We start from the raw sequence: 20,623 nt of genomic DNA, 5'->3' as shown, positions 1-20,623 counted from the left end.
CCGAATCGAACAGGCTATCCACAACGCGAGATTACACGCCGGTCAGACCCGCCGCGGCCCACACGGCCCTGGCCCCGGAGTCGCCCGCGCGGAAGCAGAACCACCCCGCCACGGCCGCCAGGACGACCGTCAGCGCCGACAGGACGAACGTGACGGGCCTGCCGAACCGGTCGGAGGTGACCGAGCGGCGCGCGGGGGTGGTGGCGTACACGAGGGCCAGGGAGGCGGCGGCCAGACCGGCCACCGACAGCAGCAGCGGGTTCGCGAAGCTCTCGTGGTCGGCGACGCGCGCCCCGAGCGGGCCCTCAACGTCGGCGAAGCGGGCCCGCTTCAGGCTCTCCCCGCTCTCCTTGGCCACCAGGACCACCACGGGGGCGGCCACGGCGAGCAGCACCACCGCCCACGCCGCCAGGGCCCGTACGCGTGGCAGCAGCGCGTAAGCCCCCGCCAGGAGGACGAGCAGCGGCGTCAGCACCACGGCGAAATGGACGATGAGCGGATGGGCCGGCAGGCCGAGGATCTGCTCGAACACGATCACTCCTTGGTAGGGGCCTCACCTGGACTACGAATTCTCATACCGAAAGGTTCTATCTCCCACTTGCCCCAGTCAGTGGCTTCCGCCACTTACGCCCGGCACATATCGGAGGCCGGTAGCATTCGCGGAGTTGTTTGGTCATGTGTCGGCAAAGATGAAGGAGACAACCGGTGAGCGGCGACGACCGCCAGAGCGAGCTGGCCCGGGAGCACAAGGAGCGGCAGGCGCGGCGCGCGGCCGAACAGACCGCCAAAGGCAGGCGGAACACCTTCATCGGCGCGGGCGTGGCCGTCGTCGTGGTGGCGGGCGGCATCTTCGCCGCGACCACCCTGATGGGCGACGACAAGAAGACGGCCGCGGCGGCGAGCACGCCCACGCCCTCCGCCAGCACCAGTTCTCCCGCGCCGACGGAGCTGCCGAGCACCACGCCGCCGAGGAAGGCGGGCGAGGTGTCGTGCACGTACAAGCGTGACGACTCCGCGCCCAACAAGTTCGTCGGCCTGCCGGGCAAGCGGCCCAACCTGAAGCTCAAGACGATGACCGTGACCACCAACCACGGCAACATCGTCATCGACGTCGACGCGAACGCGACCCCGTGCTCGGTCAACTCGATGGCGTTCCTGGCCAGGAAGGGCTTCTACAACAACACCAAGTGCCACCGGCTGGCGACGCCGGAGACGGCCGGCCTGTTCCTGCTGCAGTGTGGCGACCCGCAGGCCAAGGCCGACGGCAGGAACCCGACCGACGGACAGGGCACGGCCGGCTACGTGTTCGGCGACGAGGCCGCCGGCACCATGTCCTACACCAAGGGCGTGGTGTTCCTGACCCAGCCCGACGGCGCCGCCGGGCAGAACAGCAGCCAGTTCGCCATCTCGCTGTCGGACGAGAACGGCCAGCTGGAGCCGCAGTACTCGGTGCTCGGCATCGTGCGCTCCGGCCTGGAGATCATCGAGAAGGTCGCCAAGGACGGCGTCATCGTCAACGGCGACGACATCGTGGGCGACGGCGGCTCGACCGCGCCGAAGAACCCCATCATCATCAAGCGCGTCACGCTGAGGTAGCTCGGCACACGAGAACGGCGGGCGTCCCCCTCGGAAAGGGGACGCCCGCCGTCGTCGTGTCAGGCCTCGGACTTGGGCTGGGCGTCGACGCCCGCCTCCTTGCGCTGCTCGGCCGTGATCGGCGTCGGCGCGGCGGTCAGAGGGTCGAAGCCGGAGGCGGTCTTCGGGAACGCGATCACGTCGCGGATCGAGTCGCCGCCGGACAGCAGCATGCAGATCCGGTCCCAGCCGTAGGCGATGCCGCCGTGCGGGGGCGGGCCGTACTTGAACGCCTCCAGCAGGAAGCCGAACTTGCTCTCGGCCTCCTCCTTGGAGATGCCGAGCACGTCGAAGACGCGCTGCTGCATCTCGGCCCGGTGGATACGGATCGAGCCGCCGCCGATCTCCATGCCGTTGCAGACCATGTCGTAGGCGTAGGCCAGGGCCTCGCCCGGGTGGTCCTGGAAGTTGTCGGCCCACTCCGGCTTGGGACCGGTGAACGGGTGGTGCACGGCCGTCCAGCCGCCCTCGCCGTCCTCCTCGAACATGGGGGCGTCGACCACCCACAGGAACGACCACTGCGACTCGTCGATCAGGCCGCAGCGCCGGCCGATCTCCAGCCGGGCCGCGCCCAGCAGGTCGCGGGAGGCCGAGCGGGCGCCGGCGGCGAAGAAGACCGCGTCGCCGGGGTTGGCGCCGACCTTGGCGGCCAGGCCGGACAGCTCCTGCTCCGACAGGTTCTTGGCGACCGGGCCGCCGAGCGTGCCGTCCTCCTGGACCAGCACGTACGCCAGGCCCTTGGCGCCGCGGCTGCGCGCCCACTCCTGCCAGCCGTCGAGCTCCTTGCGGGTCTGCGAGCCGCCGCCCGGCATGACCACCGCGCCGACGTAGTCGGCCTGGAAGACGCGGAAGGAGGTGTCGGCGAAGTAGTCGGTCATCTCGACGAGCTCCTGGCCGAAGCGCAGGTCGGGCTTGTCGGAGCCGTAGCGGGCCATGGCGTCGGCGTAGGTCATGCGCGGCAGCGGCATGGGGATCTCGTAGCCGAGGATCTCCCGCCACAGCCGGCCGACCAGCTTCTCGCCGACCTCGATGACGTCCTCCTGGTCGACGAAGGACATCTCGACGTCGATCTGGGTGAACTCGGGCTGGCGGTCGGCCCGCAGGTCCTCGTCGCGGTAGCACTTGGCGAGCTGGTAGTAGCGCTCCAGGCCGGCGACCTGGAGGAGCTGCTTGAACAGCTGCGGCGACTGCGGCAGGGCGTACCAGTTGCCGGGCTGGAGGCGGACCGGCACCAGGAAGTCGCGCGCGCCCTCGGGGGTCGAGCGGGTCAGCGTCGGGGTCTCGACGTAGACGAAGCCGAGCTCGTGCATCACCTCGTTGGCCAGGTAGGTGGCCTTGGAGCGGGTGCGCATGGCGCTCGCGACCTGCTGGCGGCGGATGTCGAGGTAGCGGTACTTGAGCCGGGCCTCCTCCGACACGCCCACGTTGCCCTCGATGGGGAACGGCAGCGGCGCGGACTCGCTCAGCACCTCGACCCGCTCGGCCACGACCTCGATCGCGCCGGTGGGCAGCTCGGGGTTGGCGTTGCCCTCCGGGCGCACCCTGACCTGGCCGACCACCTGCACGCAGTACTCGGCGCGCAGGTCGTGGGCGTGGTCCTCCTCGCGGAAGACCACCTGCGCCGAGCCGGAGGCGTCGCGCAGGTCGATGAAGACAACGCCGCCGTGGTCACGGCGGCGGGCCACCCATCCTGCGAGCGTCACCTGCTGCCCGGCATGCTCCTCACGGAGCGACCCGGCCGTATGCGTGCGGATCACTGCACTTTCCCTTTCAAAACGTCGGCGACCTGGGCCAGCGGCACCTCGGTCTGTTCAGCGGTGGTCAGGTCCTTCAGTTGCACGGCCTCGGCCGCGAGGTCACGCTCGCCCAGGATCAGCGCGAACCGGGCGCCGGATCGGTCCGCGCCCTTCATCGCGCCCTTGAGCCCCTTGCCGCCGAAGGCCATGTCGGCGCTGATGCCCGCCTCGCGCAGCTCGGAGAGGAGCAGGAACATGCGGCGGCGGGCGTCGTCACCCAGCGGGACACCGTACACCTGGACGCGGCCCGGCGCGGCCTCGCCGAGCAGACCCTCGGCCTCCATCGCCAGGTACGTGCGGTCGACGCCGAGCGCCCAGCCGACGCTGGGCAGCGGCGGGCCCCCCAGCACCTCGCTGAGCCCGTCGTAGCGGCCGCCGCCGCCGACGGCCGACTGCGAGCCGAGCCCGCCGTGCACGAACTCGAACGTGGTGCGCGTGTAGTAGTCGAGCCCGCGCACGAGCCGCGGGTCGTCCTCGAAGGCCACGCCCGAGGCGGTCAGCAGCGAGCGAACCTCCTCGTGGTAGCTCTTGCACGCCGCGCACAGGTGGTCGACCACCAGCGGCGCGCCGGTGAGCTGCGCCTGCACCTCGGGCCGCTTGTCGTCGAGCACCCGCAGCGGGTTGATCTCGATGCGGGCCCTGGTGTCGGCGTCGAGGTCGAGCCCGCGCAGGAACTCCTGCAGCGCGGCCCGGTAGGCGGGCCGGCAGTTCTTGTCGCCGAGCGAGTTGACCAGCAGCTTGACCTGCCGGAGCCCGAGCGAGGCGAAGCCCCGCGCGCCGAGCACGATCAGCTCGGCGTCGAGCGCCGGGTCCTCGGAGCCCAGGGCCTCGGCCCCGACCTGCCAGAAGTGGCGGTAGCGGCCCTTCTGGGCACGCTCGTAGCGGAACTGGCTGCCGGAGTACCACAACTTGACCGGGAGCTGGCCGGTGTGCAGGTTGTGCTGGAGCACGGCGCGCACGACCGAGGCGGTGCCCTCGGGGCGCAGGGTCAGCGACCTGCCCGCCTTGTCGGGGAAGGTGTACATCTCCTTCGACACCACGTCGGTTGACTCGCCCACGCCTCGCTTGAACAGCTCGGTGTCCTCGAAGACGGGGGTCTCGACGTAGCCGTAGCCCGCCCGCCTCAGGGGCGCGGCCAGCGCCTCGCGCACGGCCAGGATGGCCTCGGAGCTGGGCGGCAGCCAGTCGAAGGTGCCTTTGGGTGCTTGGAAGCTCATTAGATCCCTCGTGTGGGACCGGCCTGCGGCGCCGCTTCCTTCAGGTAAGGGTTGGTGGCGCGCTCGCGGCCGATCGTGGTCTGTGGTCCGTGGCCCGGCAGGACGACCGTATCGTCAGGCAGCGGCAGGCACTTGGTGGCCAGGCTGCGCAGGATGGTCGCGTAGTCGCCGCCGGGAAGGTCGCTACGGCCGATGGAGCCGGCGAACAGCAGGTCGCCCGAGAACATGATCTCGTCGCCGGGCAGCCGGAAGCTCACCGACCCCCTGGTATGGCCCGGGGTATGGTCGACCACGAGATCGAGACCCGCCAGGCTGAGCTCCGCGCCGTCGGACAGCTCGCGCACGTCGTCGGGCTCGCTCAGCCTGATGTCGCCGAACAGCGAGACGCCGCCGCCCCAGCCGGCCGAGGGGTCGCTCAGCAGGTGGCGGTCGTCGGGGTGGATCCACGCGGGGACGTCGCGCGCGCCGCAGACGGGGGCGACCGACCACACGTGGTCGAGGTGGCCGTGCGTGAGCAGCACCGCGACCGGCTTGAGCCGGTGCTCGCGCAGCAACTCGTCGACGCCTTCGGCGGCGTCCTGGCCCGGATCGACGATCACGCACTCCTCGCCGGCCGCGGGCGCGACGACGTAACAATTGGTCTGGAGGGCCCCTGCGGGGAAGCCTGCGATGAGCATCTGCCTCAGGTGATCTCGTCGAAAAGCCAATGGGAATGTAACCGAAGGGTACCGGTGCGGGTCGCCGGGCTGCGAATCATTACCCATTGGCCGATACGATTCGCCCACCTCAGTTGATTGACTATGGGAGGCAAAGCGGTGGCCACGGGCAAGGACCGGCAGAAGCAGCTGGCACGTGAGCACTACGAGCGGCAGATGCAGCGCCGCATCGAGCGCGAGCAGAAGGCCAAGCGCACCGCGATCATCGGCTCCACGGTCGGCGTCGTGGTCGTGGTGGGCGGCATCGTGGCCGCGGTCGCGCTCCTCGGCGGCGGCGACTCGAAGACCGAGGCGGCCGCCTCGCCTTCGGCCTCGGCCCCGCAGGACACCGCGTCGGCCGCGGCCGACAAGGGGCCCAAGCCGTACGACGCGGCGGCCGGCACCTGCGACTATGTCAAGGAGGCGGCCGGCGGTCAGGTCAAGGACGTCGGCATGCCGCCGGCCAAGGTCAAGACCGAACCGGCCAAGAGGACGATGACGCTCGACACCAACCTGGGCGCCATCGTGGTCGAGCTCGACAACGCCAAGGCGCCCTGCACGACCAACTCGCTGGCCTTCCTGGCATCCAAGAAGTTCTACGACGGCAGCAAGTGCCACCGGCTCGGCAGCGACAAGTTCCCGATGCTGCAGTGCGGCGACCCGACGGCCAAGGCCGACGGCAAGAGCCAGGACGGCGCGGGCGGCCCCGGCTACGTGATGGCCGAGGAGAACCTGCAGGGGGCGGCGTACAAGCGCGGCACGGTGGCGATGGCGAAGACGTCGGCGCCGGGCAGCACGGGGAGCCAGTTCTTCCTCGTTTACGGCGATCTCGGACTCACCCCGGATTACACGCCGGTGGGTACGATCACCAAGGGGCTCGACATCCTGGACAAGGTGAACAAAGCGGGCATCATCGCTGACATGGGAGATGGGACCGGAGCACCGAAGCAAACCCTCGAAATCAAAGACGTGACAATCGCCGGCAAGAGCTGACGTAATACAAACTAGGGACGAAGTAGTCCCGAAGGGTCTGATGGATAGTGCGGGAGGACACGGTGAGCACCGACCCGTGGGGCCGGGTAGACGACGACGGCACCGTCTACGTGCGTACGGCTGAGGGAGAGCGGGCCGTCGGCTCCTGGCAGGCCGGTGAACCCGAAGAGGCACTGGCCTACTTCCATCGCAAGTACGACGAGCTGTCGGGCCAGGTACAGCTCCTCGAACAGCGGGTCAAGGGCACCGACCTGGCGCCCGCGCAGGCCGAGGCGAGCATCGCCAAGCTGCGCGAGGCCGTCGCCGACGCCCACGCCGTGGGCGACCTGGCGGCGCTGACGGCCCGCCTCGACGGCCTGACCGAGCTGGTCGGCCATCGCCGCGAGGAGGTCAAGGCCGCCCGCGACCAGGCGCGCGCCGAGGCCAGGACGGTCAAGGAACGCATCGTCGCCGAGGCCGAGCGCATCGCCGACGAGACCACCCACTGGAAGTCGGGCGGCGAACGGCTGCGCCAGCTCGTGGAGGAGTGGAAGGCCGCCGACCGGATCGACCGGGTCACCGAGGCGGCGCTGTGGAAGCGCCTGTCGGCCGCCCGTACGGCCTTCGCCAAGCGCCGCAAGCAGTACTTCGCGGGTCTCGACGAGCAGCGCGAGGGCGTGCGCTCGGCCAAGGAGCGCATCGTCGCCGAGGCCGAGGCCATCGCGGGCTCCACCGACTGGGGCACGACCGCGGCGATCTACCGCGAGCTGATGCAGCAGTGGAAGACCGCAGGCCGCGCCTCACGCGAGGTCGAGGACGAGCTGTGGGGCCGCTTCAAGGCCGCCCAGGACCAGTTCTTCCAGGCCCGTTCGGCGGTCTTCGCCGAGCGCGACGCCTCGCTGGCGGCCAACGCCGAGATCAAGGAGGAGCTGCTGGCCGAGGCCGAGAAGATCCTCCCGGTCACCGACGTGCGCACGGCCAGGGCGGCGCTGCGGCACATCCTGGAGCGCTGGGAGGCCGCCGGACCGGTGCCGCGCGAGCAGCGCGACCGGCTCGAAGGCGGGCTGCGCAAGGTCGACGAGGCCGTGCGCAAGGCCGAGGACGCCGAGTGGAAGCGGTCCAACCCCGAGGCCAGGGCGCGCGCCCAGAGCACGGTCGACCAGCTCCGCGCCTCCATCGAGCAGCTGGAGAAGCGGCTGTCCAAGGCGCAGGCCGCCGGCCGGGCCAAGGACGTCAAGGAGACCGAGGAGGCGCTGGTCGCCCGCCGTTCGTGGCTGGAGGAGGCCGAGCGCACGCTGACCGAGTTCAGCTGATCCGATCTTCGGAGGGCGGCCGGGGTCCTACGCTGACGGCATGGACCCCGTCAGCGTCGCGCGCGCCCTCGTCGACGAGCTGTTCCCCGGCGCCCTGTACGCCTTCGTCGGCGGCAGCGTGCTCACCGAGCGCCGCACCCGCACCTCCGACCTCGACGTCGTGGTGGTGCTCGACGGGCTGGCCGTGCCCTATCGCGAGTCCCTGCGCTGGCACGGCTGGCCCGTCGAGCTGTACGTCCACAGCGAGACCAGCCTCGACGCCTACGTCGACCGCGACCTGGCCCGGCGCAAGCCGGGCATGGCCCGCATGTGCGCCGACGGCGCGGTGCTGGTCGACCGCACCGGCGGCCGGGCCAGCGACCTGCAGACGGTGCTCGGCGAACGGCTGGCCGCCGGTCCCGGCGACCTGGCCGCGCCCCGCGCCGAACAGGCCCGTTACGGCCTGTCCGACCTGCTCGACGACCTGGCGGGCGCGACCGACCCCGGCGAGCAGCTGTTCATCCGCTGGCAGGTGGTCCAGGAGACCGCCAGGCTCGCGCTCGACGTGGGCGGCAGGTGGCGGGGCAACGGCAAATGGCTGCTGCGCGAGCTGCGCGAGCACGACCCGGCGCTGGCCGACGAGCTGCTGGCGGCCCACTCCGACCCGGCGCTGCTGACCACGGTGGCCTCAGGCGTCCTGGAACGGGCCGGAGGGCGCCTGTGGGAGGGCTACCGGGCCGAGGGCGACCCCTTCCACCTCCCGCTGCGTCACATCGCCGCTGAGGCGCTGTCGGGCGACACGGCCCAGAGCTCCGGGATGCGCCGGCTGGCCGCGATCAGCGGCGCCACGGCCGGTTCGTCGGCCCTGTGGATGGGCCAGACGCACGTCGCGCCCGCCACCCGCTCCTCCGACCACCACCACGGCGCCTCCGAGACCGCCATCTACGTCGTCAGCGGCACCCCGCGCTTCGTCTTCCTCCAGGACGGCCGCGAACGGCGGATCGAGGCGGCCCCCGGCGACTACGTCTACGTGCCGCCCTACACCCCGCACCGCGAGGAGAACCCCGACCCCGAGCGGGAGGCGGTCGTGGTGATCGCGCGCAGCACCCAGGAGGCGATCGTGGTCAACCTGCCGGACCTGAAGGGCTGATTCCTTCGGCGGCCCCTCAGCTGCCGGCGCCGCTCACCCGGTAGACGTCGAAGACGCCCTGGATGCTGCGCACGGCCTTGAGCACGTGGCCCAGGTGCTTCGGGTCGCCCATCTCGAAGGTGAACTTGCTGATCGCCACCCGGTCGCGCGAGGTCGTGACGGAGGCGCTGAGGATGTTGACGTGCTGGTCGGACAGGGTGCGCGTGACGTCGGACAGCAACCGCGGCCGGTCGAGCGCCTCCACCTGGATGGCCACCAGGAACACGCTGTCGTCGCCCGGCGACCAGCTCACCTCGACCAGCCGGTCGGGCTGCTCCCTGAGCTGCTGGACGTTGGTGCAGTCGGCGCGGTGCACGGACACGCCGTGGCCGCGGGTGACGAAGCCCACGATCTCGTCGCCGGGCACCGGCGTGCAGCACTTGGACAGGCGCACCCACACGTCGGCGTCGCCCGCCACGACCACGCCCGCGCCGCCGCCGCGCGGACGGCCGCGCAGCCGGGTCGGCAGGGACGTCTCGGCGATGTCCTCCTCGGCGCTCTCCACGCCGCCGATCGAGGCCACGAGCTTCTGCACGACCGCCTGCGCGGCGATGTGCCCCTCCCCCACGGCCGCGTAGAGCGCCGACACGTCGGGGTAGCGCAGGTCGCGGGCGAGCGCCAGCAGCGCCTCGCCGGACATCAGGCGCTGCAGCGGCAGGCCCTGCTTGCGCATGGCGCGGCCGATGGCCTCCTTGCCCGCCTCGATCGCGGTCTCGCGGCGCTCCTTGGAGAACCACTGCCGAATCTTGTTGCGGGCCCGGCCGGACTTGACGAACTTCAGCCAGTCGCGCGACGGCCCGGCGTCGGGCGACTTGGAGGTGAAGATCTCGACCGTGTCGCCGTTGCCGAGCCGCGACTCCAGCGGCACCAGCCGCCCGTTGACGCGCGCGCCGATGCAGCGATGGCCGACCTCGGTGTGCACGGCGTAGGCGAAGTCGACCGGCGTGCCGCCCTCGGGCAGCGCGATGACCTGGCCCTTCGGGGTGAACACGTAGACCTCGGACACCGACAGGTCGAACCGCAGCGACTCCAGGAACTCGCCCGGGTCGGAGGTCTCCTTCTGCCAGTCGAGGAGCTGGCGCAGCCAGGCCATGTCGCTGCCCGGCTTGACCTTGCCGGTCGGCCCCGGCGCGCCGACCTCCTCCTTGTACTTCCAGTGAGCGGCCACGCCGTACTCGGCCCTGTGGTGCATCGCGTGCGTGCGGATCTGCAGCTCGACCGGCTTGCCCTCCGGACCGATCACCGTGGTGTGCAGCGACTGGTACATGTTGAACTTGGGCATCGCGATGTAGTCCTTGAACCGGCCGGGGACCGGGTTCCAGCGCGCGTGGATCGTGCCCAGCGCCGCGTAGCAGTCGCGCACGCTGTCGACCAGGACCCGGATGCCCACCAGGTCGTAGATGTCGTCGAAGGCGACGTCGCGGGCGATCATCTTCTGGTAGACGGAGTAGTAGTGCTTGGGCCGGCCCTTGACCACCGCGCGGATCTTGGCCTCGCGCAGGTCGCCGGAGACCTTCTCGATGACCTCCTGGAGGAACAGGTCACGCCGCGGCGCGCGCTCGGACACCATGCGCGCGATCTCGTCGTAGCGCTTGGGGTAGAGCATCGCGAACGCGAGGTCCTCCAGCTCCCACTTGATCGTGTTCATGCCCAGCCGGTGGGCCAGCGGCGCGAAGATCTCCAGCGTCTCGCGGGACTTCTGGTGGCGCTTGTGCTCGGGCAGGTAGCGCATGGTGCGCATGTTGTGCAGCCGGTCGGCGAGCTTGATGATGAGCACGCGGATGTCGCGCGACATCGCCACGACCATCTTGCGCACGGTCTCGGCCTGCGCCGCGTCGCCGAACTTGACCTTGTCGAGCTTGGTGACGCCGTCGACCAGCGAGCCGATCGTGTCGCCGAAGTCGCCGCGCAGCTCGTCGAGGCTGTAGGCGGTGTCCTCGACGGTGTCGTGCAGCAGCGCGGCGCACAGCGTCTCGTCGTCGGTGCCCAGCTCGGCCAGGATCGTCGCCACGGCGAGCGGGTGGGTGATGTAGGGGTCGCCGGACTTCCGCTTCTGGTCGCGGTGGTGGTAGGCGGCCATGTCGTAGGCGCGCTCGATCAGGCGCAGATCGGCCTTGGGATGGGTGGCCCGGACCGTGCGGAACAGCGGCTCCAGCACCGGATTCATGGCCCCACCCCCAAACCGCCGTCGACGCACCGCAGGAACGCCGGGCGCGTCGGCATTACCAGCGTCGGTTACGTCGGGCGCGACCACATCACGGGGCACTCAGACTCCTCACGTTCGAGTCCAGATCCCCCCAGTGTATCCAGGCTGGGAACCCGGACTCGCTCGGGCCGTCTCAGACGATCACCAGGGAGTGCAGGTCGACGGCCGGCAGACGCTCGCGCCCCTTGAGAAAAGCCAGCTCCATCAGCACCGCGATGCCGACGACGTGCGCGCCCGCCCGTTCGACGAGCTCGATGGTGGCCTTGGCGGTGCCGCCGGTGGCCAGCACGTCGTCGACGATGAGCACCCGGTCGCCGGGCTCGAACGCGTCGCGGTGCACCTCGATGGTGGCCGAGCCGTACTCCAGGTCGTAGGACTCCTCCAGCGTCGCGGCCGGCAGCTTGCCCTTCTTGCGCACGGGGACGAACCCGGCCGCCGCCCGGTAGGCCACCGGGGCCGCCAGGATGAAGCCCCTGGCCTCGATCCCGACGATCTTGTCCACCTGGGTGAGGCCGGCCAGCTCCTCCACCACGGCCGCCATCGCGACCGGGTCGGCGAGCAGCGGGGTGATGTCCTTGAAGAGCACCCCGGGCTTGGGATAGTCGGGGACGTCCCTGATCCGGTCCAGGATCAACTGGGTGAGCTCACTCATCGTGCTTCCATCGCCTTCCTCACGGGTGCCGCGCTCCATGATGGCCTACTCCGGCCCCTCCTCGGACCGCCCGCCGTCCGGGCCGCCCCTGAGATGCCCTCAGCCGCCCGCCGGAGCCGGAGCCCCCGCCAGGGTGCCCCGCACCCTCCTGGAATGCCGCAGAGCGCCCCTGAACGCGACGACGCCCCCACCCTGAACGGATGGGGGCGCCGGACGAAGCCCGGGAACGGGGCTCAGCCCTTCGCTACCGCTGCGCTTTTGGAACCCTTCGCCCCCTTGCCGGTGGTGGAGGCGAGCCGGCGTGCGATGGCCTGGTACTTCGGCTCCCGCTCCTTGAGCGTCACCAGCATCGGCGTGGCCACGCACAGGGACGAGTACGTGCCGACGAGCATGCCGACGAACAGCGCCAGCGACAGGTCCTTCAGCGTGCCCGCGCCGAGCAGCGTGGTGCCGATGAACAGGATGGCCGCCACCGGCAGGATCGCGACCAGCGAGGTGTTCAGCGACCGGATCAGCGTGTGGTTGAGCGCGTTGTTGGCCGCCATCGAGTACGTCATCTTGGAGGTCGTGCCCAGCTTGGCCGTGACCTCCTTGATCATGTCGAACACGACGACCGCGTCGTAGAGCGAGTAACCGAGGATGGTCAGGAAGCCCAGCAGCGTCGCCGGCGTGACCTCGAAGCCCGACCAGGCGTAGACGCCGGCCGTGATGACGAGGTCGTGGATGAGCGCGACGATCGCCGACAGGGCCATCTTCGGCTCGAACGCCATCGACAGGTACAGGATGATCGCGAGCATGAAGACGCCCAGGCCGATCCAGGCCTTCTGGGAGACCTCACCGCCCCAGGAGGCGCCGATCGACTGGACGCTGACGTCCTTGACCGGGACCTTGTAGTCCTTGGCGATCGTGGTCTGCATCTGGTTGAGCGTCGACTCCGACAGGGTCTCGGTGGTGACCCGCCAGTTGTCGCGGGCCCGCTGCACGATCACCTGGTGGGCGCCCTGCGTGCGGAAGTCCTCGCGGACCTCCTCGACGGTGCCGGTGCTCGCCGGGAACGTGAAGACCGTTCCGCCCTTGAACTCCACGCCCAGGTTGAGCCCGTTGAACAGGATGCCGGCGAGGGAGACGAGCAGCAGCAGGCCGGACAGGCTGTACCAGAGCCTCCACTTGCCGACGAAGTCGACATCGATCTCGCCGCGGTAGAGGCGACGCCCCAGTCCCATCTCAGGCCTCCTGCGGAGTGGTCGTGCGGGCCGGCTCGGCGCTCATGCGCTCGGCGTCGAGACCGGACAGCGGGTGCCCCTTGGCGAAGAACTTCAGCCTCGCCAGCAGGGCGATGAACGGCTTGGTGAACAGGAACACCACCACGATGTCGATCAGCGTGGTCAGGCCCATGGCGAAGGCGAACCCGGCCACACCGCCCACCGCCAGGAAGTACAGCACGATGGCGGCGATGAACATGACGGCGTCGGCGATCAGGATCGTGCGCCGGGCACGGACCCAGGCCACCTCGACGGCCGCGCGAAGCGTCCGCCGACCTTCCTTCATCTCATCACGTATGCGTTCGAAGTACACGATGAAGGAGTCGGCGGTGATGCCGATCGAGACCACCAGGCCGATGATGTGCGGCAGGGAGAGCCGGAAACCGGCGTTGTGGCCGAGCACGACCACCGCCGTGTACGTCAGGATCGAGGCCACGACGAGGCTCAGCACCGCGACGAGGCCGAGGCCGCGGTAGTACAGCAGCGAGTAGACGACCACCAGGCCGAGGCCGATGATGCCCGCGATCAGGCCGCCTTCGAGCTGGTCGGCGCCGAGCGTCGAGGACACGGTGTCGATCGAGCTGCGCTGGAACTTCAGCGGGAGGGCGCCGTACTTGAGCTGGTCGGCCAGGTTGGTGGCGCTGACCTGGTCGAAGCCGCCGGTGATCTCGGCGCGGCCGCCGGGGATCGGGCTGATGATGTTGGGGGCCGTGATGACCACGCCGTCGAGGACGACCGCCACCTTGTTGCGCGGCTCCTGGGCGTTGTAGGCGGTGGTGGTGAGCTTGCTCCACTCGCCCGCGCCCTTGCTCTTGAAGTCGAGCTGGACGACCCACTCCACGGTGCCCTGGCGCACGCCCGCCGAGGCGGTGTCGATGTCGGTGCCGACGACCTTGGCGACGTCGAGGACGTACTTGAAGCTGCCGTCGGTCTCGCAGGCCGCGTACTGCTTGTTCGGGTCGTCCTGGACGCCCTGGCCCCGGTTCTTGGGGTCGGTGCAGTCGAGCTTGTGGAACTGCTGCAGCACGGCCGGGTCGATGCCCTCGGTGTTGATGCCGGCGTTCGGGTCCTGGTTCGGCGGCGTGGTGGGCGGCGTGCTCGGCGCCGGCGTCGGCGTGGCGTTCCTGCCCTTGGTGTTCTGCTTCTGGCCCGTCTGGTTCTGGGCCGTCTGGTCACGGCCGGTGCCGGTCGTGGCCGAGGGCGTGGCGCCCGGCGTGGGGGCGGTCAGCGCGGACGACAGCGCCTTGCCCGTCGGGGACGCGCTCGGCGTGCCCACCGACTGCCGGCCCGACGGCCTGGCGGTCGAGGACGGCTTGGCGGTCGAGGACGGCTGCGCCGACGGCGAGGCACCCGGCGTGGGCGCCTCGGTGGTCAGGTTCTGCGGGACCTGCGTGGCCTCCATGGCGAGCACCTGGCGGAAGCGCAGCTCCGCCGTGGTGGCGACCAGCTTGATGGCCTCGCTCTGTCCGACGCCCGGAATGGAGATGATGATGTTGTCGCCGGACTTGGCGACCTCCGCGTCGGAGATGCCGGTGCCGTTGACCCGGTCGCGGATGATGTTGACCGCGCGGTCGAGGATCTCTTCAGGCGGAGACTGACCGGACTGGGTCACGGGTGACAGCGTCACCGTCGTTCCGCCGGCGAGGTCGAGTCCAAGCTTGGGCGTGAACGCCTTCTGCAGGAACATCGTCCCGCCCAGGGCGAGGATGAGCGCCAGCAGCACCAAGAGCGTGCGCCCTGGTCGGCTGTGGCGGCTGGTCGGTCGGGCCACTGGTCGTCGATTCTCTCAGATAGGGGTTTGTCGCAGAGCTTAGTCAGGACTGCTTGGTGCTGGAGTCCTGATCGCCGTTACGCTCCACGGTCGCGTCGGACTCCTTGGTGTCACCGTCGGCGACATCGGTCTCGGCGACCGGCTCGTCGGTCACCACCGGGGCGTCACCGGGCTGGACCACACGGCCGATGGCGGCCTTGACCCAGCGCGTCTCGATGCCGGGCGCGACCTCGAGCACGACGTCCTCGTTGTCCACCGCGACCACCGTGGCGAACAGGCCCGTCGTGGTCATGACGCGGGCGCCCGGGGCCAAGGAGTTCTGCATCTGCTGCGCTTCCTGCTGGCGCTTGCGCTGCGGACGGATCAGCAGGAAGTAGAACACCACCACCAGAAGGATCAGCGGCAGGATGCTTCCGAGTTGTCCCATGTCCATAGGGGCGACCTTCCATAGTCGTTCAAGAATTTGACACCGGCCTCGCGCCGGAAATTCCGTTGCGTAGCTCTCGGGCCGCGCCGCTCAGCCCGTCAGCCTACACAGCCAGCCAAGCCACGGAGTGTAGGCGCTTGTTATGAAACGCGGCAACGAGGCAGCGATTCGGCGCGCGGGGAAGTTCCCGATTTGAAATGGTTGCAACCGTTTCGTGATCACGGTGAAACGGCGGCTCCGAACGCGTCCGGCGGTGGTGTCATACCCATATGTGTCCAGGCGGAAGCGGTCGCGACCCGGCCGCGCGGGGTCCTGGCCAGCAGCCCTTGGCGGACGAGGAAAGGCTCGGCGACCACTTCGACGGTCTCGGGCTCCTCCCCCACGGCCACGGCGAGCGTGGAGAGGCCGACGGGACCGCCGCCGAACTTGCGCAGCAGCACTCCGAGAACCGCCCGGTCGAGCCGGTCGAGCCCTTCGGCGTCGACTTCGTAAAGGTTGAGTGCGGCCGAGGCGATGTCCCGGTCGATCATCCCGTCCGCGCGCACGTCGGCGAAGTCGCGGACGCGGCGCAGCAGCCGGTTGGCGATGCGGGGCGTGCCGCGCGAGCGCCGGGCGATCTCGTGGGCGCCCTCCTCGGGCAGGACGACGCCGAGCAGCCGCGCCGACCGTTCGAGCACCTGCTCCAGCTCGCCGACGTCGTAGAAGTCCATGTGGGCGGTGAACCCGAACCGGTCGCGCAGCGGCGCCGGCAGCAGCCCGGCCCGCGTGGTGGCGCCGACCAGCGTGAACGGCGCGATGTCGAGCGGGATCGCGGTCGCGCCCGGCCCCTTGCCCACGACGATGTCGACCCGGAAGTCCTCCATGGCCAGGTAGAGCATCTCCTCGGCGGGCCTGGCCATGCGATGGATCTCGTCGATGAACAGCACCTCGCCCTCCGTCAGCGTGGACAGGATGGCCGCGAGGTCGCCGGCCCGTTCGAGGGCGGGGCCGGAGGTGATGCGGAGCGGCATGTTGAGCTCGGCCGCGATGATCATGGCGAGCGTGGTCTTGCCGAGGCCCGGCGACCCGCTCATCAGCACGTGGTCGGGCGGGCGCTGCCGTCGCATCGCGCTCTCCAGCACCAGGGAGAGCTGCTCGCGCACCCGGCCCTGGCCGATGAACTCGCCCAGCCGTTTGGGCCGCAGCGCCGCCTCGATCTGCAGCTCGTCGCCGCCGGCGTCGGCGGAGACCAGCTCGCGCTCATAGTCCATGGCCACCGCTCCTCTCCGCGCGCCGGGACGTCGTCACGGACCTCATGATCATCTTACGCTGAGAGATCGTAGCGCCGCCTTCAGCAGCGCGGCGACCTGCGGCTGGCGCCCGGCCGCCAGGTCGGCCTCGGCCTCGGGCGCGACCCCGGCCACGGCCTCGTCGGCGTCTTTACCCGAGTAGCCGAGCCCCACCAGGCCGGAGTGCACCTGCTCGCGCCACAGGGCGGCGCGCCGGTCGCCGCCGATGGCCGCGTTGACGGCCTCCTCGGGGGTGCCGAGCCGGTCCTTCAGCTCCAGCACGATGCGCTGGGCGCCCTTCTGCCCGATGCCCGGCACCCGCGTGAGCGCCTTGAGGTCGGCGGCGGCCACGGCCATCCGCAGGGCGTTGGGCGTGTGCACGGCGAGCATCGACAGCGCCAGCTTGGGGCCGACGCCGCTGGCGGTCTGCAGCATCTCGAAGACGGCGCGCTCGTCGTCGCTGGCGAAGCCGTAGAGGGTCAGCGACTCCTCGCGCACCACCAGCGACGTGGCCAGCCTGGCCTGCTCGCCCACGCGCAGCGTGGCCAGAGTGCCGGGGGTGCAGTGGGTGAGCATGCCGACGCCCCCCACCTCGATCACGGCTCCGTCGGGTGCGACCGACGCCACCCTGCCCGCCACCGACGCGATCACGACTCGGTCTTCCTTTCCACGAAACGGCCGGCCCGCACGGGTCAGCGCCCCTTGCCGGCGCGGGCCATGGCCTCGGCCAGCCGATGCTGGGCGCCGCCGCGCCAGATGTGGCAGATGGCCAGGGCCAGGGCGTCGGCGGCGTCGGCCGGCTTGGGCATCTCGGCCAGCCGCAGCAGCCGGGTGATCATCGTGCCGACCTGCTTCTTGTCGGCCGTGCCGCTGCCGGTGACGGCGGCCTTGACCTCGGAGGGCGTGTGCAGCGCGACGGGCAGCCCCCGCCGGGCCGCGCACAGCACGGCGATGCCGGCCGCCTGCGCGGTGCCCATGACCGTGCGGACGTTGTGCTGGCTGAAGACGCGCTCCACGGCCACGGCGTCGGGGCGGATCTCGTCGAGCCACCGCTCGATGCCGGCCTCGATGCCGACCAGCCGCGTGCCGAGCTCCTCGTCGGCGCCCGTGCGCACGACCCCGACGGCCACCAGCGACAGCGGCGCGCCCGGCCGCCCCTCGACCGCGCCCAGGCCGCACCGGGTCAGCCCCGGATCGACGCCCATCACCCGCACCGGCTTGCCTCCCGCGCCGCCGAACATCTGTTCGGCACGAGACTCTACCCCGGCTGAGCTGGCCGCGCACCGTGAATCGCCCGCCGCGAACGGCGGGCGGGCCCGTCAGAAGTAGTCGAGCATGTACGGCTTGGCGGCGAAGGCCGTGTCGAGCAGCTCGTCGTGGCGGTCGTCGCCGGACATGAGCCCGGTCCTGCGCAGCGTCACGGTGGGGACGCCGGCGTACAGGGCGGAGAAGCCGCCCGCGCTCAGCGCCGCTCCCCCGCCGGCCGCCGGGGTGGCCGTTCCTGAGCCGCCGGAGAACTCCAGCCGGAAGGAGCCGCCGCCGCGCAGCGGGTCGTCCACGGAGACCACGGCTTCGCCGGTGACGGCGGCGGGGAAGCCCCGGCGTTCGACGGCGGCGGCCACGTCCAGCACCCTGAACATCCACCGCACCTGCGTGACGTGGTCGGTGGAGCGCTCGCCCAGGAGCCACAGCACCGGGTCGTCGGGGGCGACCGGCGCGGTGACCTTGCGGGCGATGGAGGACGAGCTGCCCACCATCGACCACAGCGCCCTGCTCGTCTCCTCCGACCCGGCGACGAGGTTCTCGACGTGCATGTCGTCGCCGTTCCAGCGGTAGACGAGGTAGCCGTCGTGGGCCAGGTAGAGGAAGTCGTCCTCGTTGGACAGCCAGATGCGCCAGGCGCGCTCGTCCCAGGCGACGGGGCCGCTGGAGCGGGCGGCGGCGTGCGTGCGGTGGAGCAGGGAGACGACCTCGGCGGCGTCGTCGGGGCCCATCCTGCGCAGCTTGACCTCGCCGGACGGCCTGATGCGGCGCAGCGACTCGGCGGGCAGCGTGATCATGTGCCGGGCGCCGGCGTGCTCGTAGCCCAGCGAGCGGTAGATCGGCGTGGTGGCGGGGTAGAGCGCCGAGACGGCGTCGCCGTGGGCGGCGGCGCGTTCGATGACGGCGCGCATGATGGCGGTGCCGACGCCGTGGCCGCGGTCCTCCGGGTTGACGGTGACCCCCGCGATGCCGGCCATGGGCTGCGGACGGCCGTACCACCATTGGGTGAAGCCGCGCAGCCGGGCCGAGGCGGCGAGCCTGCCGCCCTCGAACGCGCCCAGGTAGCGGCCCTCGCCGAGCGTGGACGTCACAGTGTGGCGCCACCGCTCGACGTCCGCGGCTGAGATCGGGCCGAAGGAACGTTTACGCAGGTCGAGAACGTCGTCGAGGTCGTCGGGGGTGAGATCGCGAATTTCCACAACCCCTCAACCTACGGGGTGGTACGGGCAGGTCGCGAACCGTTGACGCTGATGGCGAGCCTGTCGAGATACAGGAGCTGGGCGGCCACGACGGCGGCCAGCGCGACCGCGACGACGACCGGCGGGGTGCTCGCGCCGACGTCGGGGGCGCCGTGGTAACCGCCGAGCCGGGCCAGCTGGGCGACGGGCACGGTGAACAGCTCCGGGGTCTGGGCCACCAGCAGCGGCCACAGCGCGTCCTGGGCGTTGACCAGCGTGACCGCCCCGGCCAGCACGCCCGCCATGGGCAGGGACGGCAGCAGGACGCCGCCGAAGAAGTCCCTGTCGTTCCGCTCGGCCAGGCCCTTGCACAGCAGGGTCAGCACCAGCAGCGCCGGGACGCTGACCAGCAGCGGGGGGAAGAGCGCGAAGAAGGTGTCCACGAGGCCCAGGTTGCGCATGTTCTGCCAGTCGGCGACGCCGAGCGGGCCCGTGCCGACGAACAGCCAGGGGGCGAACGCGAGCAGCAGCCACTCGCTGCGCGCGCCCAGGGGACGCAGGCCGCCGATGCCGAGGGCGGCCAGGTAGGCGACGCCGACCGACACCAGCGCGCCGGCCACGGCGGGGACCCAGGTGTTGGCCTGCGCGCGCAGACCGCCGACGTCGGCGCCGGCGTCGTCGCCCGCCAGGACGCCGGAGATCCACGGCCAGGCGCAGACGATCCCGGCGGCCACCACGAGCACCAGCGCGACGACGGCGGTGACCACGCCCGCCGTCCCCGGCAGGGCGGGGAACGCTCCATCCTGCCCGGGGCCGGGCCGGGCGGCGGTCGCGGGCCTCGGCAGGACGGTGACCCGCAGCCGGGTGGCCGCGGCGACGACCACGGCGACGACGCCGAGCCCGCCGAGAAGCACCCCTGTCAGGGCCGCGACGGCCGCACCAGGGCCGAACTGGGCCATCCGGAAGGCGTAGTCGTACTGGAGGCCCGCGAGGGTCTGTGTGGCGCGCTCAGGGCCTCCACGGGTGAGCGTCATGCCGATCGAGAACGCCTGCGCCCCCACCGCGACGGCCGCCAGCGCCACCAGCACCGCCACGACGAGCGTGGCGGGCCCGGCGGTGCCGCCGCGCAGCGCGGGCAGGAACGCCGTCAGCGCCAGCGCGCACACCACCCCGAACGTGGCGGCCACGACGACGATCCGCAGCGTCCCGGGGGCCGTGGCGGGGTCGCGCAGGCCCTCGGCCAGCGAGGCGATGCCCGGGCCGTCGGGCAGCGTCCCGCGCAGCCAGGCCGCCGCCACGCCGACCGGGGAGAACGTCACGATCGCCAGCGACAGCACGACCAGGCCCGCCCGCCTGGCCAGGGAGCCGCCCCGGTCGAGCGCCAGCGCGAGCAGCGGCCCCACCACCACGGCCACCAGCAGCGGCCCGGCGGTCAGCGAGAGCGTGAAGCCCAGCGCCCGCCAGAAGTCCTCGCCGCCCAGCACCTTGCCGTAGTTGTCCAGGCCCACGAACCTGCTCTCCTGCAGCACGCCGCCGCTGTGCAGACTGAGCACGATCGTCTGGACCGTCGGCAGGACCAGCGTGATCAGGGCGCCGAGCAGCGCGGGGACGGCCAGCAGCCAGCCCAGGGCGCGGTAGGAGGCCGGGGGCCGGACGGCCGGGGACGCCGGGACAGGGGTCGGTGGGATGGGGGAACTCACGTCGCCCGACCCTAGCCGCGCGGGGGCCCGGACGCACGCGTAAAGGGCGAGTGGGCCCTTGGTGTCGAACACCCCCGGCTCCGGCGAACACCACGCAAGC

Annotated in this window: 18 protein-coding genes; 4 read left to right on the top strand and 14 right to left on the bottom strand. The window is 71.1% G+C overall.

Annotated elements, in window-relative coordinates; all coding sequences use genetic code 11:
* Positions 1 to 31: 31 nt before the first annotated feature.
* Positions 32 to 532: a hypothetical protein gene (locus tag ACWCSU_RS42180; RefSeq protein ID WP_449942205.1), complete on the bottom strand. Its 501-nt coding sequence runs from the start codon at positions 530 to 532 to the stop codon at positions 32 to 34.
* Positions 533 to 705: 173 nt separating this feature from the next.
* On the opposite strand from ACWCSU_RS42180, the gene ACWCSU_RS42175 reads away from it, so the two are divergent.
* A complete protein-coding gene (locus ACWCSU_RS42175; protein ID WP_449942204.1) occupies positions 706 to 1,596 on the top strand; it encodes a peptidylprolyl isomerase in 891 nt (296 codons plus the stop codon).
* Positions 1,597 to 1,655: 59 nt separating this feature from the next.
* Here the strand turns inward: ACWCSU_RS42175 and aspS are convergent, their stop codons facing one another.
* Genes aspS through ACWCSU_RS42160 form a run of 3 tightly spaced genes read right to left on the bottom strand, consistent with a single transcriptional unit; the run spans position 1,656 to position 5,325 of the window.
* A complete protein-coding gene (gene aspS / locus ACWCSU_RS42170) occupies positions 1,656 to 3,392 on the bottom strand; it encodes an aspartate--tRNA ligase (protein WP_397037251.1) in 1,737 nt (578 codons plus the stop codon).
* Positions 3,389 to 4,648: a histidine--tRNA ligase gene (gene hisS, locus ACWCSU_RS42165; RefSeq protein WP_357703295.1), complete on the bottom strand. Its 1,260-nt coding sequence runs from the start codon at positions 4,646 to 4,648 to the stop codon at positions 3,389 to 3,391. Before hisS ends, aspS begins: the two co-directional genes overlap by 4 nt.
* Complete coding sequence (locus tag ACWCSU_RS42160; RefSeq protein WP_357703293.1) at positions 4,648 to 5,325, bottom strand: MBL fold metallo-hydrolase; 678 nt, start codon at positions 5,323 to 5,325, stop codon at positions 4,648 to 4,650. Before ACWCSU_RS42160 ends, hisS begins: the two co-directional genes overlap by 1 nt.
* A gap of 138 nt (positions 5,326 to 5,463) precedes the next feature.
* Between ACWCSU_RS42160 and ACWCSU_RS42155 the strand changes: the two genes are divergently transcribed.
* From ACWCSU_RS42155 to ACWCSU_RS42145, 3 genes are all read left to right on the top strand, one after another.
* Positions 5,464 to 6,336 (top strand): peptidylprolyl isomerase, encoded by an 873-nt coding sequence (locus ACWCSU_RS42155; RefSeq protein WP_357703291.1) that lies wholly within the window; start codon positions 5,464 to 5,466, stop codon positions 6,334 to 6,336.
* A 62-nt stretch (positions 6,337 to 6,398) separates the two neighbouring features.
* Positions 6,399 to 7,628 (top strand): DUF349 domain-containing protein, encoded by a 1,230-nt coding sequence (locus ACWCSU_RS42150; protein ID WP_449942203.1) that lies wholly within the window; start codon positions 6,399 to 6,401, stop codon positions 7,626 to 7,628.
* Positions 7,629 to 7,668: 40 nt separating this feature from the next.
* Complete coding sequence (locus tag ACWCSU_RS42145; RefSeq protein ID WP_357703287.1) at positions 7,669 to 8,757, top strand: cupin domain-containing protein; 1,089 nt, start codon at positions 7,669 to 7,671, stop codon at positions 8,755 to 8,757.
* A 16-nt stretch (positions 8,758 to 8,773) separates the two neighbouring features.
* Here the strand turns inward: ACWCSU_RS42145 and ACWCSU_RS42140 are convergent, their stop codons facing one another.
* The 10 genes from ACWCSU_RS42140 to ACWCSU_RS42095 form a co-directional block, all read right to left on the bottom strand.
* The gene (locus tag ACWCSU_RS42140) at positions 8,774 to 10,963 is read right to left on the bottom strand and encodes a RelA/SpoT family protein (RefSeq protein WP_357703285.1); all 2,190 of its coding nucleotides are present in this window, start codon (positions 10,961 to 10,963) and stop codon (positions 8,774 to 8,776) included.
* 172 nt (positions 10,964 to 11,135) lie between these two features.
* The gene (locus tag ACWCSU_RS42135; RefSeq protein WP_357703283.1) at positions 11,136 to 11,654 is read right to left on the bottom strand and encodes an adenine phosphoribosyltransferase; all 519 of its coding nucleotides are present in this window, start codon (positions 11,652 to 11,654) and stop codon (positions 11,136 to 11,138) included.
* A gap of 233 nt (positions 11,655 to 11,887) precedes the next feature.
* Positions 11,888 to 12,877 (bottom strand): protein translocase subunit SecF, encoded by a 990-nt coding sequence (gene secF, locus ACWCSU_RS42130; protein WP_357703281.1) that lies wholly within the window; start codon positions 12,875 to 12,877, stop codon positions 11,888 to 11,890.
* Position 12,878: 1 nt separating this feature from the next.
* Positions 12,879 to 14,603, bottom strand: a complete 1,725-nt coding sequence (gene secD, locus ACWCSU_RS42125; protein WP_449942233.1) for a protein translocase subunit SecD — start codon at positions 14,601 to 14,603, stop codon at positions 12,879 to 12,881.
* 127 nt (positions 14,604 to 14,730) lie between these two features.
* Positions 14,731 to 15,120 carry a preprotein translocase subunit YajC gene (gene yajC / locus ACWCSU_RS42120; protein WP_397037243.1) on the bottom strand — a complete coding sequence of 130 codons (390 nt, stop codon included), beginning with the start codon at positions 15,118 to 15,120 and terminating at the stop codon, positions 14,731 to 14,733.
* 212 nt (positions 15,121 to 15,332) lie between these two features.
* The gene (ruvB, locus tag ACWCSU_RS42115) at positions 15,333 to 16,364 is read right to left on the bottom strand and encodes a Holliday junction branch migration DNA helicase RuvB (protein ID WP_357703277.1); all 1,032 of its coding nucleotides are present in this window, start codon (positions 16,362 to 16,364) and stop codon (positions 15,333 to 15,335) included.
* 48 nt (positions 16,365 to 16,412) lie between these two features.
* Positions 16,413 to 17,033, bottom strand: coding sequence for a Holliday junction branch migration protein RuvA (ruvA, locus tag ACWCSU_RS42110; RefSeq protein WP_357703275.1), 621 nt, complete (start codon positions 17,031 to 17,033; stop codon positions 16,413 to 16,415).
* Between the two features lie 41 nt (positions 17,034 to 17,074).
* Positions 17,075 to 17,596 carry a crossover junction endodeoxyribonuclease RuvC gene (gene ruvC, locus ACWCSU_RS42105; RefSeq protein ID WP_357703420.1) on the bottom strand — a complete coding sequence of 174 codons (522 nt, stop codon included), beginning with the start codon at positions 17,594 to 17,596 and terminating at the stop codon, positions 17,075 to 17,077.
* 105 nt (positions 17,597 to 17,701) lie between these two features.
* Positions 17,702 to 18,844, bottom strand: coding sequence for a GNAT family N-acetyltransferase (locus ACWCSU_RS42100; protein ID WP_449942202.1), 1,143 nt, complete (start codon positions 18,842 to 18,844; stop codon positions 17,702 to 17,704).
* Between the two features lie 11 nt (positions 18,845 to 18,855).
* Complete coding sequence (locus ACWCSU_RS42095) at positions 18,856 to 20,523, bottom strand: carbohydrate ABC transporter permease (protein WP_449942201.1); 1,668 nt, start codon at positions 20,521 to 20,523, stop codon at positions 18,856 to 18,858.
* Positions 20,524 to 20,623: the final 100 nt, after the last annotated feature.

The sequence above is a fragment of the Nonomuraea sp. NPDC001699 genome, assembly GCF_053596455.1.
This window is presented reverse-complemented; position numbering and strand designations above follow the sequence as displayed.

Bases quoted from the DNA above. Each gene is read 5' to 3' on its own strand.
- hisS (WP_357703295.1), bottom strand. From the start codon at position 4,648: ATGAGCTTCCAAGCACCCAAAGGCACCTTCGACTGGCTGCCGCCCAGC.
- ACWCSU_RS42160 (WP_357703293.1), bottom strand. From the start codon at position 5,325: ATGCTCATCGCAGGCTTCCCCGCAGGGGCCCTCCAGACCAATTGTTAC.
- ACWCSU_RS42145 (WP_357703287.1), top strand. From the start codon at position 7,669: ATGGACCCCGTCAGCGTCGCGCGCGCCCTCGTCGACGAGCTGTTCCCC.
- ACWCSU_RS42140 (WP_357703285.1), bottom strand. From the start codon at position 10,963: ATGAATCCGGTGCTGGAGCCGCTGTTCCGCACGGTCCGGGCCACCCAT.
- ACWCSU_RS42135 (WP_357703283.1), bottom strand. From the start codon at position 11,654: ATGAGTGAGCTCACCCAGTTGATCCTGGACCGGATCAGGGACGTCCCC.
- secF (WP_357703281.1), bottom strand. From the start codon at position 12,877: ATGGGACTGGGGCGTCGCCTCTACCGCGGCGAGATCGATGTCGACTTC.
- secD (WP_449942233.1), bottom strand. From the start codon at position 14,603: ATGTTCCTGCAGAAGGCGTTCACGCCCAAGCTTGGACTCGACCTCGCC.
- yajC (WP_397037243.1), bottom strand. From the start codon at position 15,120: ATGGACATGGGACAACTCGGAAGCATCCTGCCGCTGATCCTTCTGGTG.
- ruvB (WP_357703277.1), bottom strand. From the start codon at position 16,364: ATGGACTATGAGCGCGAGCTGGTCTCCGCCGACGCCGGCGGCGACGAG.